The following is a 14,745-nucleotide window of genomic DNA, read 5'->3' as shown; positions in this document are numbered from 1 at the left end:
CCGTTCAGGCGGATCGTCGAGCGCGTCCGCCGCTGGGGCTTTCATCCGCAAGCGCCGTGCCTGCGCCGGCACCGTCGCAGGCGGACACGGCCGGGAACGGTAATTGCTGATCTGGGCGTTCTGTCGAATTGCGGGAAAACGCGGAGCATCGAATGAAGACTGTGGCGGACTTTGTGTTGGAACGGCTGTCGCAATGGGGGGTCAGAAGGATCTACGGCTACCCCGGAGACGGTATCAACGGCCTGATCGGCGCCTTCGGCCGCACCCGGGAGCCGTTGGAGTTCGTCCAGGCCCGCCACGAAGAAGCCGCGGCGTTCATGGCCTGCGCCCACGCCAAGTTCACCGGGCAGGCCGGGGTCTGCCTGGCGACCTCCGGTCCAGGCGCCATCCATCTGCTGAATGGCCTGTACGACGCCAAGCTGGACCATCAGCCCGTCGTGGCCCTGGTTGGCCAGCAGGCCCGCAGCGCCCTGGGCGGCGACTACCAGCAGGAAGTCGACCTGATCAGCCTGTTCAAGGACGTGGCGCACGATTACGTGCAGATGGCCGCGACCGCCGAACAGGCGCGCCACATGATCGACCGCGCCATGCGCATCGCCCTGGAGCGGCGCAGCGTGACCTGCGTCATTTTTCCAAACGATGTGCAGGATTTGCCGGCGGTGGAGACGCCCGCCCGCGAACATGGGACCGTGCCGACGGGCATAGGCTTGACCTCGCATGCCGGCGTGCCGGGCGAGGCCGCCTTGCGCAATGCCGCAGACATCCTCAATCGCGGCGAACGGGTCGCCATGCTGGTCGGGGCGGGCGCGTTGCAGGCTGGCGCGGAAGTGCGCCAGACCGCTGAACTGCTGGGCGCCGGCGTGGCCAAGGCGCTGCTGGGCAAGGCGGCGGTACCCGACAGCCTGCCGTACGTCACGGGCTGCATCGGCTTGTTGGGCACGCAGCCCAGCTGGGACATGATGAACGAGTGCGACACCCTGCTGATGGTGGGCACGTCGTTTCCGTATTCGGAGTTCCTGCCGCCGCCAGGACAGGCGAGGGCGGTGCAGATCGATCTGGACGGCCGCAAGCTCAGCCTGCGCTATCCCGTGGAACTTGGCTTGGTCGGCGACAGCCGGTTGACCCTGCAGGCCCTGATTCCCTTGTTGCAGCCCAAGACCGCGCGACGCTGGCGCGAACGCATCGAGGGCAAGGTCGCGCGCTGGCACGAAACCGTGGAGGCGCGCGCAATGGTGCAGGCCCGGCCGCTGAATCCGCAACGTCCCTTCCTGGAACTGTCCAAACGGCTGCCGCCGCGCAGCATTCTGACCTGCGACTCGGGCTCGGCGGCGAACTGGTATGCGCGCGACATCGCCATGCGCGAGGGAATGATGGGCTCGGTATCGGGTGGCCTGGCCACCATGGGCTGCGGCGTGCCTTACGCGCTTGCCGCCAAGCTGGCGCATCCGCAGCGGCCCGTCATTGCGCTGGTCGGAGACGGCGCCATGCAGATGCTGGGCATGAACGAGCTGATCACCATCGCCCACCGCTGGAAGGACTGGGCCAACCCGACCTTGATCGTCATGGTCCTGAACAACGGCGACCTCAATCTGGTCACCTGGGAGCAGCGCGTCATGGGAGGCGACCCCAGGTTCGCGGATTCGCAATGGCTGCCCCGGTTTTCGTACGCGGAGTATGGCCGCCTGCTAGGCCTGGAAGGCATACGGGTGGACAGCCCGGACGCCGTGGGAGACGCCTGGGATCAAGCCCTGGCGGCGACCCGTCCGGTCGTGCTGGAAATGGTGACCGACCCCGAGGTGCCACCCTTGCCGCCGCACATTCCGGCCAAGCAGGTGGCCGCGTACTTCCAGGCGCTGCGCAAGGAAGAGGGCGGCGCGGCAGGCGCGGCCTTGCGCGCGACCATCAAGCAATGGTGGGCGGGATGAGGCCGCGGCCGCATCGATCGCATTCTGTCGTTCAGGAGCATGCCATGACCAAGACCAGACCTTCCGGACCCTCCCGGCCCGCGGACCCCAAACCGCCGGGTCCGCAGCAGCATCCCGCCGAACAGCCCACCCCCGACCCAGGCCGGCACGAGACCGACCGGCACGGCCGTTGGCCGCCCGACAGCCTGCCCAACCCCATGCCCGGACTGGATCCCCAGCAGACGCCGGGGATCGACAGGCTTTGAGGAACCGCGGCCTTCTGCCGCACACGTTTTTTCACAAGGAGCACGTATGAACAAGCACCACGGATTGCGGGACATGTTTCAACCCGCCGACAACAACACGCGCACGGTGCGCGAACTGATCGCTGGCACCGAGGCGCTCTTGCGCAGCACGGCGAGCTATAGCGGTTCCGAGATCGAAGCTGCGCGCGACAGCCTCAAGCAGCAGCTCGAAGCCGCGCGCGAGCACGCCAAGGGCTGGGAGCGTGCAGCCTGGGAGCGCGCCCGGCATGCTTCCCATGCCGCCGACGAGTACGTCCATGAAAACGCCTGGAAGAGCCTGGCGGGCGCGGCGCTGATCGGCATGCTGGCGGGCGTGTGCCTCATGGCCGACCATAAACGCCGCTGAGCGCCTAATCCTTTTTGCCCATTGATAGGGCGGGGCGTTTCCAGGACCATGCTCGGATTGCGCCGCAACACCGGAATCCACGATGAACATCGACCCAACCGCGCCACGCCGCAAATCGCCATGGGGGAAAGCCTTGGCGGTCGTGACCCTGGTTGCGGCGGTGGGTGTCGTGCTGGCGTTCGCCGCCTTGCGCATCGCCGAGCAGCGCATCGCCAACATGCTGGGTCCGCGCGGCGAGGTGGGGCAGGTCGACATCGGCTATCGGCAGGTGATCCTCAAGGACGTGACGATATCCGGCGGCACGGGCCAGGCAGGAGCCCGCGCGCGGCACGTGATCCTGGAGCCGGACTGGTCTGCCTTCCTGCGCCATGAGACGGTCTTCAAGACCGTCATCATCGAAGGCTTCGACTTCACCGTGGTGCGCCGGGCCAATGGCGATATGGACATTGCGCCCGCGTTGCAGGCCTCGATGCGGGCGGGCGAAGGCGGCGACGGCCAGCCGCGCCGCAACACGCCTATCCGCATCGCGGAATTGATACTGCGCGACGGCCGGCTGGATTTCGAGGACGCCGCAGTCTCTCGGTCCGCGCATAGGATCCCGTTTTCGGGCGTCGAGGCGAGTCTGCGTCCGCTGACCATCCCCGGTGACGGCTCGCGCAGCGAGATGGAATTCTCCGGCAATGTCGAAGGCAACCGCAACGGGGCCGCCACGGTGCGCGCGCAGGGTTGGCTGGTGCTGGGCGGCACGGATGCCGACATCAAGGTGGCGGTGCGCAACATGGACATCCAGCATGCCGCGCCGTACCTGGCCGACAACGGCGCCACGTCCTTGGCCGCGGGCGCCATGGACCTGGACATGCGCACCGCCATCACCAAGCGACGGCTGCAGGCCACGGGCACCGTGGCCCTGCGAGGCTTGCGCTTCGGCGGCAACGGCGACCTGTTTTCACTGCCGCGCAAGGCGGTGCTGGCGGCGTTGAAGGACCAGAGCGGCACGCTGCGTTTCGATTTTTCCCTGGCAGGCGACCTCGACAATCCCAAGTTCTCCGTCGCGCGCGGCTTTACCGCCCAGGTGGCCCAGGGCTTCAGCCATGCAATCGGCGTGGGCGCCGAAGGTGCGGCCGAAGGCGTTACCGGCGCCGTGAAGGAACTGGGCAACGCCTTGTCGGACCTGCTCACGCCTAAGCCTTGAACGAGTGGCCGGCGTCGTTGCGGCGCCTGTCAGCCGCAGCCGGCCTGGGCTCAACTTCCGGTTGCGCGCGCCTGTGCCTCAGTTTCACCTCCAACGCGGCAAAGGCCGCCAGGGCCAGGAACAAGGGCGCGAACGCATAGAGCGCCCGGTAGGCCAGCGCCGCGCCCAGCACCTCGGCAGCAGGGATCCCGGGCGCGAGCGTGGCCACGAAGATGGCTTCCGTGGTGCCCAGTCCGCCCGGCACGCGGATCACCAGGGCCGCGAAGCTGGCGCAAAGCAGGATGCCGAGCACCGCAAAATAGCTGGCCTTGCCTTGCAGCAGCAGATAGATGATGGCCCCCATGATGGCCCACGACAGGGCCGCGACCACGCTTTGCGCCACCGCCATGCCGGCGCCGGGCAGCACCGCATGCTGTCCCATCCAGGTCCAGGTGCGCCGCTTCGCCCGTGCGCACACAGCCACGTAGCCTGCCGCCAGCAACAGCAACGCGACGCCGAGTGCACGCAGCAGGTGTGACCCGATGGCCCAACCCTGCGGCACGGACACCGCGCCCGCCGCGAACAGCGCGCCCGCGATCCACGCGTAGCCTATCCAGTTCGACACAGCCGAAAACAGCGTGACGCGCGTCGCCACCGACTTGCGGCAGCCCAGCCGCGCGTACAGCCTGAGGCGCGCGCCCAGGCCGCCGAGCAGCACGCCCAGGTTCAGATTCAGGGCATAGCTCATCATGGCTACGCCCAACACCTTGGGCCAGGGCAGGGTATGCCGGGTGTAGCGCTTGCTCAGGAGATCCATGCCGCCGTAGGTCAGGTAGCCCGCCACGACCAGTGCGGCGGCAGCGGCTATGGTCCCCGGCGGTATCCTGCGCATGGCGATCCAGACCTGCGCCCAGTCTACCGAGCGGCCGAAGTAGTACAGCAGCGCCGCCACCAACGCCAACACGATCACCGGCAAGGCACGCTTGACCCGCGGCCAGCGGTGCCTCCACGCGCGCGTCAACGTGGAGCGGAACACTCTCATGCCGACTCCTGTTGCGCCTGGATAGGCAGCGACTTCAGGCGGGGCTTGTGCGCGGGCAGGCTGCCGGCCCAGGCGGGAAAGCGCCGCAGGAAATGGAATACCACCACGCCGATCCACAGCCGCCGCAAGCGCCGCCTGGACCCCTCGGGCAGCTCGATGCGCCGGCAATCCTGTTCGATGAGCCGGTCAAGGCTGCGGCGCAGCGCGGCGTTCAAACCGGCGTCGCGCGCCACCACGTTGGCTTCCAGATTGAGCGCCAGGCTGAGCGGGTCCAGATTGCTGGATCCGATGGTGCTCCAGTCTCGGTCCACGCAGGCAACCTTGCCGTGCAGCGGGCGCTTGCAGTACTCGTAGATCTCCACGCCCGCATCGATCAGGTAGTCATACAGCATGGACGCCGCCAGGCGGGCGACCAGCACATCGGGTTCGCCTTGCAGCAGCAGCCGCACGCGCACGCCGCGACGGGCGGCGTTGGCCAGGTCGTGCAGCAACTGATATCCGGGGAAGAAATAGGCGTTGGCGATCAGCACGTCCTCGCGCGCGGCGCGCACGCCGGCCCGGTAGTAGCGTTCGATGTCCGTCTGATGCTCGATGTTGTCGCGCACCACCAGGCGGCCGCCGCCGTCGCCTTCCGGCATGGGATCCATGCGCGCCGGCCGCCGCCGCTTGCGGGTCCACGCGTCCACCGCTAGCGCCTCGCGCGCGAAGTCCGCGACGTCCGCGGCCAGCGGGCCTTCCAGCCGCACCGCATAGTCCTGCTTGGCTTGCGGCCCGTAGTCGGGCAGGTGGTCGGCGGAAAGATTGATACCCCCGACAAAGGCGACCCGGCGGTCGACCGCCACGATCTTGCGGTGCATGCGCCTGAACACATTGGTGCGCACGCCGAGCAAGCGCGGACGCGGATCGAATACATGCACACGGATGCCGCTTTCGGTCATGGCGCCGACGAAGGCGCCGTCCAGCTCGTCCGAGCCATAGCCGTCCACCGTCAGGTCCACGCTGACGCCGCGACGGGCGGCGGCGATCAGGGCGCGCTGGAACTCCTGCCCCACGGCGTCGTCGAACAGGATGAAGGTTTCCACCAGCACTTCGCCGCGCGCCGCGGCAATCGCATCGAGCACGGCCGGAAAATACCCGGTGCCATTCTCCAGCAGCGTGTAGCGGTTGTTCTCGCGCCAGCGCAGGTTCATAGCGCGATCTCCGCGCAGATCGGCACATGGTCGGACAGGCGCGACCAGATCCGCGAGGCCAGCGGCACCGGCTGCCAGTCCCGGACGTTGCGCACGTAGATGCGGTCCAGCCGCAACAAGGGCCAGCGCGCGGGAAACGTGCGGGCGGGGCGGCCCAGGCGCGACGTGTAGACCTCGCGCGTGCCGCAATCCCGCATCAGCGAGTCGGCGCGCAGGCGCCAGTCGTTGAAGTCGCCTGCGATCAGCAGCGGTTCGCTGGCGGGCACGCCTTGCGCCACCAGTTCGCACAGGCGGCGCAACTGCTTGCCCCGGTGGCCTTCCAGCAGGCCCAGGTGCACGCATATCGCATGCACCGGCGTATCCAGCGAGGGCACCCGCAACACGCAGTGCAGGAGTCCGCGGCCCTCATGCCCATGTACGGTGACGTCATGGTTTTCGTGGCGTTCGATGGGATATCTTGACAGGAGCGCATTGCCATGGTGTCCCGCCGGGTAGACCGCGTTGCGGCCGTAGGCGAAATCGGTCCACAGCGAGTCCGCCAGGAATTCGTACTGGGACAGGGCAGGCCAGGCCTGATGCCGTTCGGCGTGCCCCTGGTGTTCTCCCAGCACTTCCTGCAGGAACACGATGTCGGGGCTCGCCATCCGCAAGGCTTCGCGCAGTTCATGCAGCATGAAGCGGCGGTTGAAGCTGGTGAAACCCTTGTGCGTGTTCACGGTCAGCACGGTCAGCGTGGTGGCATCGATGTAGCGGGAGGAGGGCATGGACGCTCCGGATGGGTCGATCCGGACAGCGGAGCAATCCGCGTTCCCAAAACGTAAAGAGGCGTAACTGCCGGGGCGGCGCTGGGATCCGGCCTCGGCGGCGTTGCGCCAGGCGGGCGGCGCTACACGGTGCGGGCGGCCCAGAAGGCAGTGCGCACGGCGGGCGAGGCCGCGATGCTGGCGGTCACGCGGTCCAGGTCCAGCTCGTCGACCGAGGCCTCGCTCAACGCCGCCTCGATTTCGACTTCGTTCTCGCCGAACTGGTCGATCTTCAGTTCGGACAGGGGCAGCTGTTCGGTTTCGAGCACGTCTTCCAGCACCGTCATGGCCGCCTGCCGCTGCTCCACGTTCGCGATTACATGTATCACGGTCGTGACTTCGGTGGTCTGCGAGTCGACCGGCTGGCGGTTGACGTAGCTGACCACCGGACGCAGCAAGGTGTTCGCCGCCAGCACGAAGGCGGTGGCGGCAACCGCTTCCAGGATCAACGATGCGCCCGCGCAGGCGCCGATGGCGGCGGAGCCCCACAACGTGGCGGCGGTGTTCAGGCCGCGGATGCTGCCGCCTTCGCGCATGATGGCGCCGGCGCCCAGGAAGCCCACGCCCGAGACCACGTAGGAAATGACGCGCGAGCCGCCATCGGCGCCGCCCACGCGGAACGCCAGGTCCACGAAGATGGCGGCGCCCACCGCCACCAGCACATTGGTGCGCAGGCCGGCCGTGCGTTGGCGGAACTGGCGCTCAAAGCCCACCACCGAGCCCAGCACGAACGCGGTCAGCAGGCTGACCAGGGTATTGGCCAGCGTGATGAATTGGATGTTTTCGAAGTTCTTCATCTTCTTCTCTCTTCTTCAGCATGTTATGGATGGGCGCGGGCGGACTCAGGGCAGGCGCCAGACCGACGCCAGGACCAGCAGCAGTCCCGCCAGCCAGATCAGCGCCAGCAGGACGACGCGCGCAATCATCAGGGTTTTGTACGGATCTTTCATGACAGCCTCCTGGCCGCGTTGGCGTCAGGCGGGCAGCACGGCAATGGCCGCGCCGGACTCGCATTCCCAGTGCACCCGGCGCACGTCCGGACTCTGGCCCAGCCGCAAGGCCACCGCGCCCAACAGATTGCGCAGATGCGGCGGGCAATGCAGCGTGACGACGGTGGATGCGAGCTGGTCCGATTCGGCGCGCGAAATCCGCACCGCCAGCACGCGCAAGTCCAGGTCGCGCAGTTCGTAGTAGAGCTGCTTGCGCAGCGCGTTGAGCGTGTCGCCCAGGCTCACGATGGTGAATTGGTAGGTGGTAGGGGCCGTCTTGGACGCGGCCGCCATGGGCGCGGCCGCGCCGCTCCGGTCCAGGAAGGGCAGGAATTGCTTGATACGCATGATCGTCTCCTTAGCGGGGAGTACGGTGGCAGGTCCACGTGCATGCGCCGCCAGGCCGGTGCGCAGGCGCGCGCAACAAGGCGCAACGCATCGCGTCGGCAAGCAGTAGGGGAGAGGGCTGACGGTCCCGTGTCGGGTACCGAAGAGCCGGGTCCTGGCTGTCAGACAGGACCGGCGCGGACTATTTCCGCGGATCCTGCGTCAAGCGGCGCTTGCAGTCGTGTTCCGACTACATCCGTCGTTGTCCACATTGATCTCTGGTGAGTTGAAGGTACCCGCAGTATATCGCCGACCTAGGGTAAACACCAGTAAAAATGCCGCGAAAGAAGGGCGTCCGCGGCATGGCCTGCCTGGGCTTCGTCGGATGCGGGAGAGAACGGATTCATGTAGTATTCAGTTTCCCGTAAGAAAGAGAGCAAGGCGGGCGCTCTATCCGTTTGCTGCCCCGGCAGCCTGAGCCGTCCGCCATCTATGACTGAAGACCCACCCCCTAGCAGGGCGCCGCAAGCAAGCCGGCGCCCGATGCCCCATCTTCCCGCCACGGCCCGGGCGCGCAGCCCGCAAGCCGACTCCATGTTCGCCGCCGCGGCCACGCCGCGCCTGGGCGGTCGCGCTCCGCCGGCCGTCCTTGGGGCCGTTCGCGCCCGCACTGAGCCTCATGCCCGCATCCGCGGCGCATTCCCCTTGATCCTGGCCGGCGCCGCATGGCGCCCGGTCCCGATTTGCATGGAACCTCGATGATTTTCGATTGGATGTCCGACCCCACCGCCTGGCTGGGCCTGGCGACCCTGGTCGTGCTTGAAATTGTGCTGGGTATCGACAACCTGGTGTTCATCGCCATCCTGGCCGACAAGCTGCCGCCCGAGCAGCGCAACCGCGCGCGCCTGATCGGCCTGACGCTGGCGATGGTGATGCGCCTGGGCCTGTTGGCGAGCATCGCCTGGGTGGTCACGCTGACCGAACCCATGTTCACGCTGCTGGGCGCGGAGATCTCCGGACGCGACCTGATCCTGATCCTGGGCGGCCTGTTCCTGCTCTTCAAGGGCACCATGGAGCTGCATGAGCGCGTGGAAGGCAGCGCCGGCCACGAGCAAGGCCAGAAGCCGCAGCATGCCGTGTTCTGGCAGGTGATCCTGCAGATCGTGGTGCTGGATGCGGTGTTCTCGCTGGACTCGGTGATTACGGCCGTGGGCATGGTGCAGGACCTCAGCATCATGATGATCGCGGTGATCGTGGCCATGGCCGTGATGATGCTGGCCAGCCGCCCGCTGATGGCTTTCGTGGGCCGCCACCCGACGGTGGTGATCCTGTGCCTGGGCCTGCTGCTGATGATCGGCTTCAGCCTGGTGGCGGAAGGCCTGGGCTTCCACGTGCCCAAGGGTTATCTGTACGCCGCGATCGGCTTCTCGATCCTGATCGAGCTGTTCAATCAGCTGGCGCGCCGCAACCGCGTCAAAGGCACGCACGCCCTGGGCCGCCGCCAGCGCACCGCGCAGGCCGTGCTGCGCCTGCTGCGCGCCGGCCGTGCGGGACAGGCCGCCGGCCAGGCCGACGAGGTGGCCGCGCTGGTCGACGGCGCGGACGGCGAACCGGCCTTTGCGCCCGAGGAAAGCACCATGATCGAACGCGTGCTGTCGATCGGCGGGCGGGACGTGCGTTCCATCATGGTGGCGCGCGGCGACATGGTCTGGCTGGACGTGGCCGATACGCCGGAGATCATCGTGCGCAAGTTCGGCAGCGGCCACTCGCGCCTGCCGCTGTGCGCGGGCGATCCGTCCAATGTGTTGGGCGTGCTGCACTTCAAGGACGTATTGCCGCTGTTGCAGAACCCTGGCCCGATCGATCTGGTGGAGCTGGCGCGCGAACCGCGCTATGTGATGGAAACCATGCCGGTGCTCAAGGTGCTGGATGAGCTGCGCGGTTCGCGCGAGCACATGCTGATCGTGGTCGACGAGCACGGCGTGTGCGAAGGCCTGATCACGCCCATGGACGTGCTGACCGCCGTCGCGGGCGACCTGCCCGAGCATCAGGAAGACCAGCCCGAAGCCTTGCAGCTGGCGGACGGAACCTGGCTGCTGGAAGGCCGCCTGGCAGTTGCGGAAGCCGCGCGCCTGCTGGACGCGCCGGACCTGGCCGAGGAGTACCCGGATGCCACGCTGGCGGGCTGCCTGCTGCGCGCCGGCGGCCGGATCCCCGAAGCCGGGGACGCGATCGAGTGGCGCGATTGGCGCTTCGAGGTCACCCGCCGCGACGGCCTGCGCATCGATCAGGTGCGCGCCAGCCTGATGCGGCAGGAGGCGCCGCAGGCCGGCTGATGTTGCAAGGCCGGCGCCAGCGCCACGACGGGGATGCCTGAGGGCATCCCCGTTTTTTTGTCTGCGCAATAACCTTTCTTCATCCTGAACGCAATCGGTTACGGCCTATGGCGAGTATTGGTGAAAGTAAAACTCTGTGCGAAGATTGCGACAGATTTCACGACTTTGGATCTCGGCACGGCTTGCCGAGATCAGCATTTCCGCACGGCGCGTCTTTGCATTTTGTTATCTCTCTCCGGGGTACATCGCATGGGCAGTACGCAGTCTGCATTCAAGGAAATAGGTGGAAGAGGAATCGCGGCGTGGCTGATGATGGCTGCGCCGCTGTGCTTTGCGCAGCTTGCGCACGCCCAGTCCCAGTCGGCGGATGACGCCAACAAAAGCAACAACCCGCTGAACCTGGCGGCGTCGTTGAATTTCCAGAATTACTACACGCCGAAGTTGTTCGGCAGCAACGCTCACACCAACGACTTCCTGATCAGGCCGACCATTCCTGTCGCGCCCGGCGAGTTGGTCGGCGTGCCGCAGATATTCCGCATCACGGCCCCCGTCAGTACGCGCCCGCAGGCCGACGGCAGCTACAAGACTGGCCTGGGCGACATCAATGTGTTCGACATTTTCCTGTTGCAGCAGGGCGCGGTCGATCTGGGCGTGGGACCGATGCTGACCATGCCCAGCGCGACTGGCAGCGAGCTGGGCGCGGGCAAATGGTCCGCCGGACTGGCCGGCGTGGCGGTGCACTCCAGCAAGGAAGGGCTGCTGGGCGCGCTGGTGCAATGGCAGCATTCATTCGCCGGCCAGGCCGCGCGCGACACCGTGCACACCGCCACCTTCCAGCCGTTCTTGATACGCAACCTGCCGCAAGGCTGGTACCTGAGGTCCACCGCAACCTGGACCTTCGATCTGCAGAAGAACGACTACTACATTCCCGTGGGGCTGGGCGCGGGCAAGGCCTGGCGTGTCGGGAAGAACATCTTCAACGCGTTCGCGGAGCCGCAATGGACGGTTGCGCACAAGGGAGAGGGCCTGCCCCAATTCACGTTGTTCGCCGGTTTGAACATCACCTTCGGGAATTGATCCCGTCAGCTTTTTCCGATCTTGCGGAGTGTAGGCATGCAGAGCGCGATTGCGGCAGTTGCTGGGTGCTTGGCGGTGCTGGCCGGACTGGTCCTGCCGTCGTCCGCCTGGGCCACCGAAGGGGCGCTGGGACGCCAGATCACCGGCACCAACGTGCAGCCCAATGCCGGCATCGTTTCTCCCGAGCCCATCTGGGCCGTCAACCTGTCGCAGATCTACCTGGACGGCAGCGTGGGCGGCAGCCGCGAAGTGCCGGTAGGGGGCCGCACTTCGCTGGGCCTGGACGCGAAAGTCGCGTTCACCCTGGCCACCGTGCTCAAGACCTGGGACACCGGCCCCGGCCGCTGGAACTTCGCTTCCAGCTTCACCTTGCCCTATGTCTGGAACAAGGTGAATTCCACGGTCACGGGGCCGGGCGGGCGCAACGTGGAGCAGAGCGACACTGCCTCGAACCTGTTCGACCTGTATTTCTCGCCCATCATCGCGGGCTATCACTTTTCCGAAACCTCCCATATGGCGCTCAGCCTGAACATCTGGGCGCCCACCGGCAAGTACAACGCCAACGACATGGCCAACCCCAGCCTGAACAACTGGACCTTCATTCCCCAGGTGGCCTACACCAAGATATTTCCGGAATCCGGCTTTCAACTGGACACCGTGGCCGGCGTCCAGTTCTACACCCGCAACAACGCCACGGACTATCGCAACGCGCCGCTGTTCAGCATGGACGTGATGGGCCGCAAGATCTTCAGCAACGGGGTGAGCGCGGGCCTGATCCTGGGCACCATCCAGCAATTGGGCAGCGATTCGGGTCCGACGGCCGACCGGCTCAACGGCTTCAAGGGGCGCGACTGGGCGCTGGGCCCGATCGTGACCTATGACACGAAGCTGGCGGACAAACGCTCCCTGTCCCTGAGCCTGCGCTGGGTACCCACGATCAGCAGCACGAAGCGTCTGGACAGCAACGACACGGTCATGGCGACCGCGACGCTGGTGTTCTGAACGTCAGCACGATTTCAAGGGGCTGCCAGCCCCGGGCGCGGCACGGCCGCACCTGAACCATCAGCTTTGGGGTGATAGCAATGGCAAACCAGACAAAGGGAAAGACACGCTACGCCAGCGCATTGCTGCTGGCCGGCGTGGTGCTGGGCGCGGGCGCCAGCACGGCCTACGTGGTCATGGGCAAGAACGGGCCGCCCGAAGCGGTGAAGGTGGTGCTGGGCGACGGCAAGAGCGGCCCGGCGGGCATGGCCTGGGTGCCGGGACGCGAGTTCCTGATGGGCAGCAGCCACAAACTGGCCCAGCCCAATGAAATGCCGGCGCACAAGGTATCCGTCAGCGGCTTCTGGATGGACGTGAACGACGTGACCAACGCGCAGTTCCGCCGTTTCGTCGAGGCCACCGGCTACGTCACGACGGCCGAGCAAAAGCCTCGATGGGACGACTTGAAGGTGCAGCTGCCGCCCGGCACGCCGCGTCCGGACGACAGCCTGCTGGTGCCCGGCGCCATGGTGTTCGTCGGCACCGAGAGCGAGGTGTCCCTGCGCGACTATTCGCGCTGGTGGCGCTATGTGCCCGGCGCGAACTGGCGTCATCCGCAAGGCCCGGGCAGTTCCATCGCCGGCAAAGACGACCACCCCGTGGTGCAGGTGTCGTACCAGGACGCCACGGCCTATGCCAAATGGGCAGGCAAGCGCCTGCCGACGGAATCCGAATGGGAAATGGCCGCGCGCGGCGGGCTGGAACAGGCCACCTATGCCTGGGGCGAGGAGTTGCTGCCCCAGGGTAAGCCCATGGCCAATATCTGGGACACGCAGCAACAGCAGCCGTTTCCTGTGGTGAAGGACGAAAAGGTGCAGGTCGGCACCATGCCGGTGGGCAGCTTCTCGCCCAATGGCTATGGGCTGTACGACATGGCCGGCAACGTCTGGCAATGGACCGCCGACTGGTACCGCGCCGACGCCTTCAAGATCCAGGCGCAGTACCGCCAGCCGCCCGCGGATCCCGCGGGGCCGGCCGACAGTTACGACCCCGACGACGGCATCGTTCCGCCCGCCGCGCCCAAACGCGTGACGCGAGGCGGCTCGTTCCTGTGCAGCGACACCTATTGCATCAGCTACCGCACCAGCGCCCGGCGCGGCACGGACCCCATGAACGGCATGTCGCACCTGGGTTTCCGCACCGTCATGACGCCCGAACAATGGAAACTGGCCCAGACCGCCAGGAACGGCGTCGCCAGCCGCTAGCCGGCAAACCATCGATCACGCAGGAGAGGGTATGCCGATGAGTAACCGCGACAGCATTCTGGAACTGGAACGCGCCATCGCGCGCGCCGTGCTGGGGCAGGGCGCCGTCATCCGCGAAGTGCTGCTGGGCCTGCTGGCCGACGGCCACCTGCTGCTGGAAAGTCTGCCGGGGCTGGCCAAGACCCGCACCGTCAAGACGCTGGCCCAGCATCTGGCTGCGGCCATGAGCCGCATCCAGTTCACGCCCGACCTGCTGCCTTCGGACATCACCGGCGCAGAGGTGCTGCAACAGGACGCGCAGGGCGCCAGCCGCATCCAGTTCCAGCAGGGGCCGCTGTTCGGCAACCTGATCCTGGCCGACGAGATCAACCGCGCGCCCGCCAAGGTCCAGGCCGCGCTGCTGGAAGCCATGGAGGAACGCCAGATCACCGTGGCCGGCAAGACCCACCGCATGCCGCAGCTGTTCATGGTGCTGGCGACCCAGAACCCGATCGAGCAGGAGGGCACCTATCCCTTGCCCGAAGCGCAGATGGACCGCTTCATCATGAAGATCGTGCTGGACTATCCCGACCCCGCCAGCGAAAGGCAGATGCTGGCCATGCTGCGCGGCGAATCGCGCCAGGACGCGGAACCCGCCGCCGCGCCGCTCAGCCAGGAAGACCTGTTCGCGTGCCGCGCCGAGGTCGACCGGGTGCACGTGTCCGAGGCGCTGGACCAGTACCTGGTGGACCTGGTCAACGCCACCCGCAGCCCGGCCGGGCATGACGCCGACCTGGCGCGCTGGATCCAGGTCGGCGCCAGCCCGCGCGGCGCGATCGCGCTGGACAAGGTGGCGCGCGCCCACGCCTGGCTGGCGGGGCAGGACTATGCCTCACCCGATGATGTGCGCAGCGTGGCCCGGCCGGTGCTGCGGCATCGCCTGCACCTGTCCTATGACGCGGTCGCCGACGGCGTGTCGGCGGACCAGGTGATAGGCAGGCTGCTCGACACGGTCGCCGTGCCGGTCTGA

14 protein-coding genes are annotated in these 14,745 nt (G+C 67.0%); 9 read left to right on the top strand and 5 right to left on the bottom strand.

The window, feature by feature from the left end:
- The first annotated feature begins 152 nt into the window (after positions 1-152).
- The 4 genes from ACZ5YA_RS05295 to ACZ5YA_RS05280 all read left to right on the top strand — a co-directional run bounded on the left by ACZ5YA_RS05295 (position 153) and on the right by ACZ5YA_RS05280 (position 3,747).
- Positions 153-1,925 carry a thiamine pyrophosphate-requiring protein gene (locus tag ACZ5YA_RS05295; protein ID WP_464092157.1) on the top strand — a complete coding sequence of 591 codons (1,773 nt, stop codon included), beginning with the start codon at positions 153-155 and terminating at the stop codon, positions 1,923-1,925.
- Between the two features lie 44 nt (positions 1,926-1,969).
- Positions 1,970-2,170 (top strand): hypothetical protein, encoded by a 201-nt coding sequence (locus ACZ5YA_RS05290; RefSeq protein ID WP_251880079.1) that lies wholly within the window; start codon positions 1,970-1,972, stop codon positions 2,168-2,170.
- A 46-nt stretch (positions 2,171-2,216) separates the two neighbouring features.
- Complete coding sequence (locus tag ACZ5YA_RS05285; RefSeq protein ID WP_280015513.1) at positions 2,217-2,555, top strand: ElaB/YgaM/YqjD family protein; 339 nt, start codon at positions 2,217-2,219, stop codon at positions 2,553-2,555.
- 82 nt (positions 2,556-2,637) lie between these two features.
- Positions 2,638-3,747 carry a DUF748 domain-containing protein gene (locus ACZ5YA_RS05280; protein WP_464092156.1) on the top strand — a complete coding sequence of 370 codons (1,110 nt, stop codon included), beginning with the start codon at positions 2,638-2,640 and terminating at the stop codon, positions 3,745-3,747.
- Here ACZ5YA_RS05280 and ACZ5YA_RS05275 read toward each other — a convergent pair.
- The 5 genes from ACZ5YA_RS05275 to ACZ5YA_RS05255 form a co-directional block, all read right to left on the bottom strand.
- Positions 3,737-4,768, bottom strand: a complete 1,032-nt coding sequence (locus tag ACZ5YA_RS05275; protein WP_251880084.1) for a lysylphosphatidylglycerol synthase domain-containing protein — start codon at positions 4,766-4,768, stop codon at positions 3,737-3,739. The two genes, ACZ5YA_RS05280 and ACZ5YA_RS05275, sit on opposite strands and share 11 nt — an antisense overlap.
- On the bottom strand, positions 4,765-5,958 hold the full coding sequence (gene clsB / locus ACZ5YA_RS05270; RefSeq protein WP_251880086.1) for a cardiolipin synthase ClsB: 1,194 nt from the start codon (positions 5,956-5,958) through the stop codon (positions 4,765-4,767). The genes ACZ5YA_RS05275 and clsB overlap by 4 nt, the downstream gene beginning before the upstream one ends.
- Positions 5,955-6,722, bottom strand: a complete 768-nt coding sequence (locus ACZ5YA_RS05265) for an endonuclease/exonuclease/phosphatase family protein (protein ID WP_059376059.1) — start codon at positions 6,720-6,722, stop codon at positions 5,955-5,957. The genes clsB and ACZ5YA_RS05265 overlap by 4 nt, the downstream gene beginning before the upstream one ends.
- Before the next feature lie 122 nt (positions 6,723-6,844).
- On the bottom strand, positions 6,845-7,558 hold the full coding sequence (locus ACZ5YA_RS05260; RefSeq protein ID WP_119449206.1) for an MgtC/SapB family protein: 714 nt from the start codon (positions 7,556-7,558) through the stop codon (positions 6,845-6,847).
- Positions 7,559-7,735: 177 nt separating this feature from the next.
- Complete coding sequence (locus tag ACZ5YA_RS05255; RefSeq protein ID WP_118932419.1) at positions 7,736-8,098, bottom strand: hypothetical protein; 363 nt, start codon at positions 8,096-8,098, stop codon at positions 7,736-7,738.
- A 737-nt stretch (positions 8,099-8,835) separates the two neighbouring features.
- Here ACZ5YA_RS05255 and ACZ5YA_RS05250 point away from each other — a divergent pair.
- The 5 genes from ACZ5YA_RS05250 to ACZ5YA_RS05230 all read left to right on the top strand — a co-directional run bounded on the left by ACZ5YA_RS05250 (position 8,836) and on the right by ACZ5YA_RS05230 (position 14,745).
- Positions 8,836-10,413, top strand: a complete 1,578-nt coding sequence (locus ACZ5YA_RS05250; protein WP_059376066.1) for a TerC family protein — start codon at positions 8,836-8,838, stop codon at positions 10,411-10,413.
- Positions 10,414-10,722: 309 nt separating this feature from the next.
- On the top strand, positions 10,723-11,490 hold the full coding sequence (locus ACZ5YA_RS05245; RefSeq protein ID WP_251880090.1) for a hypothetical protein: 768 nt from the start codon (positions 10,723-10,725) through the stop codon (positions 11,488-11,490).
- Positions 11,491-11,526: 36 nt separating this feature from the next.
- Positions 11,527-12,492, top strand: coding sequence for a SphA family protein (locus ACZ5YA_RS05240; protein WP_280015516.1), 966 nt, complete (start codon positions 11,527-11,529; stop codon positions 12,490-12,492).
- 80 nt (positions 12,493-12,572) lie between these two features.
- Positions 12,573-13,736 (top strand): formylglycine-generating enzyme family protein, encoded by a 1,164-nt coding sequence (locus ACZ5YA_RS05235; protein ID WP_118933045.1) that lies wholly within the window; start codon positions 12,573-12,575, stop codon positions 13,734-13,736.
- A gap of 37 nt (positions 13,737-13,773) precedes the next feature.
- Entirely contained in the window at positions 13,774-14,745 is a 972-nt protein-coding gene (locus ACZ5YA_RS05230) for an AAA family ATPase (RefSeq protein WP_251880913.1), read from the top strand.

This window comes from Achromobacter sp. JCM 18799, from assembly GCF_055395645.1.
The sequence above is the reverse complement of the archived record's forward strand: the minus strand, read 5'-3'. Positions and strand labels throughout refer to the sequence as shown.

What these genes read in the sequence shown, in the direction of transcription:
- ACZ5YA_RS05295 (WP_464092157.1), top strand. Translation starts at nt 153, where the DNA reads ATGAAGACTGTGGCGGACTTTGTGTTGGAACGGCTGTCGCAATGGGGG.
- ACZ5YA_RS05290 (WP_251880079.1), top strand. Translation starts at nt 1,970, where the DNA reads ATGACCAAGACCAGACCTTCCGGACCCTCCCGGCCCGCGGACCCCAAA.
- ACZ5YA_RS05285 (WP_280015513.1), top strand. Translation starts at nt 2,217, where the DNA reads ATGAACAAGCACCACGGATTGCGGGACATGTTTCAACCCGCCGACAAC.
- ACZ5YA_RS05280 (WP_464092156.1), top strand. Translation starts at nt 2,638, where the DNA reads ATGAACATCGACCCAACCGCGCCACGCCGCAAATCGCCATGGGGGAAA.
- ACZ5YA_RS05275 (WP_251880084.1), bottom strand. Translation starts at nt 4,768, where the DNA reads ATGAGAGTGTTCCGCTCCACGTTGACGCGCGCGTGGAGGCACCGCTGG.
- clsB (WP_251880086.1), bottom strand. Translation starts at nt 5,958, where the DNA reads ATGAACCTGCGCTGGCGCGAGAACAACCGCTACACGCTGCTGGAGAAT.
- ACZ5YA_RS05265 (WP_059376059.1), bottom strand. Translation starts at nt 6,722, where the DNA reads ATGCCCTCCTCCCGCTACATCGATGCCACCACGCTGACCGTGCTGACC.
- ACZ5YA_RS05260 (WP_119449206.1), bottom strand. Translation starts at nt 7,558, where the DNA reads ATGAAGAACTTCGAAAACATCCAATTCATCACGCTGGCCAATACCCTG.
- ACZ5YA_RS05255 (WP_118932419.1), bottom strand. Translation starts at nt 8,098, where the DNA reads ATGCGTATCAAGCAATTCCTGCCCTTCCTGGACCGGAGCGGCGCGGCC.
- ACZ5YA_RS05250 (WP_059376066.1), top strand. Translation starts at nt 8,836, where the DNA reads ATGATTTTCGATTGGATGTCCGACCCCACCGCCTGGCTGGGCCTGGCG.
- ACZ5YA_RS05245 (WP_251880090.1), top strand. Translation starts at nt 10,723, where the DNA reads ATGATGGCTGCGCCGCTGTGCTTTGCGCAGCTTGCGCACGCCCAGTCC.
- ACZ5YA_RS05240 (WP_280015516.1), top strand. Translation starts at nt 11,527, where the DNA reads ATGCAGAGCGCGATTGCGGCAGTTGCTGGGTGCTTGGCGGTGCTGGCC.
- ACZ5YA_RS05235 (WP_118933045.1), top strand. Translation starts at nt 12,573, where the DNA reads ATGGCAAACCAGACAAAGGGAAAGACACGCTACGCCAGCGCATTGCTG.
- ACZ5YA_RS05230 (WP_251880913.1), top strand. Translation starts at nt 13,774, where the DNA reads ATGAGTAACCGCGACAGCATTCTGGAACTGGAACGCGCCATCGCGCGC.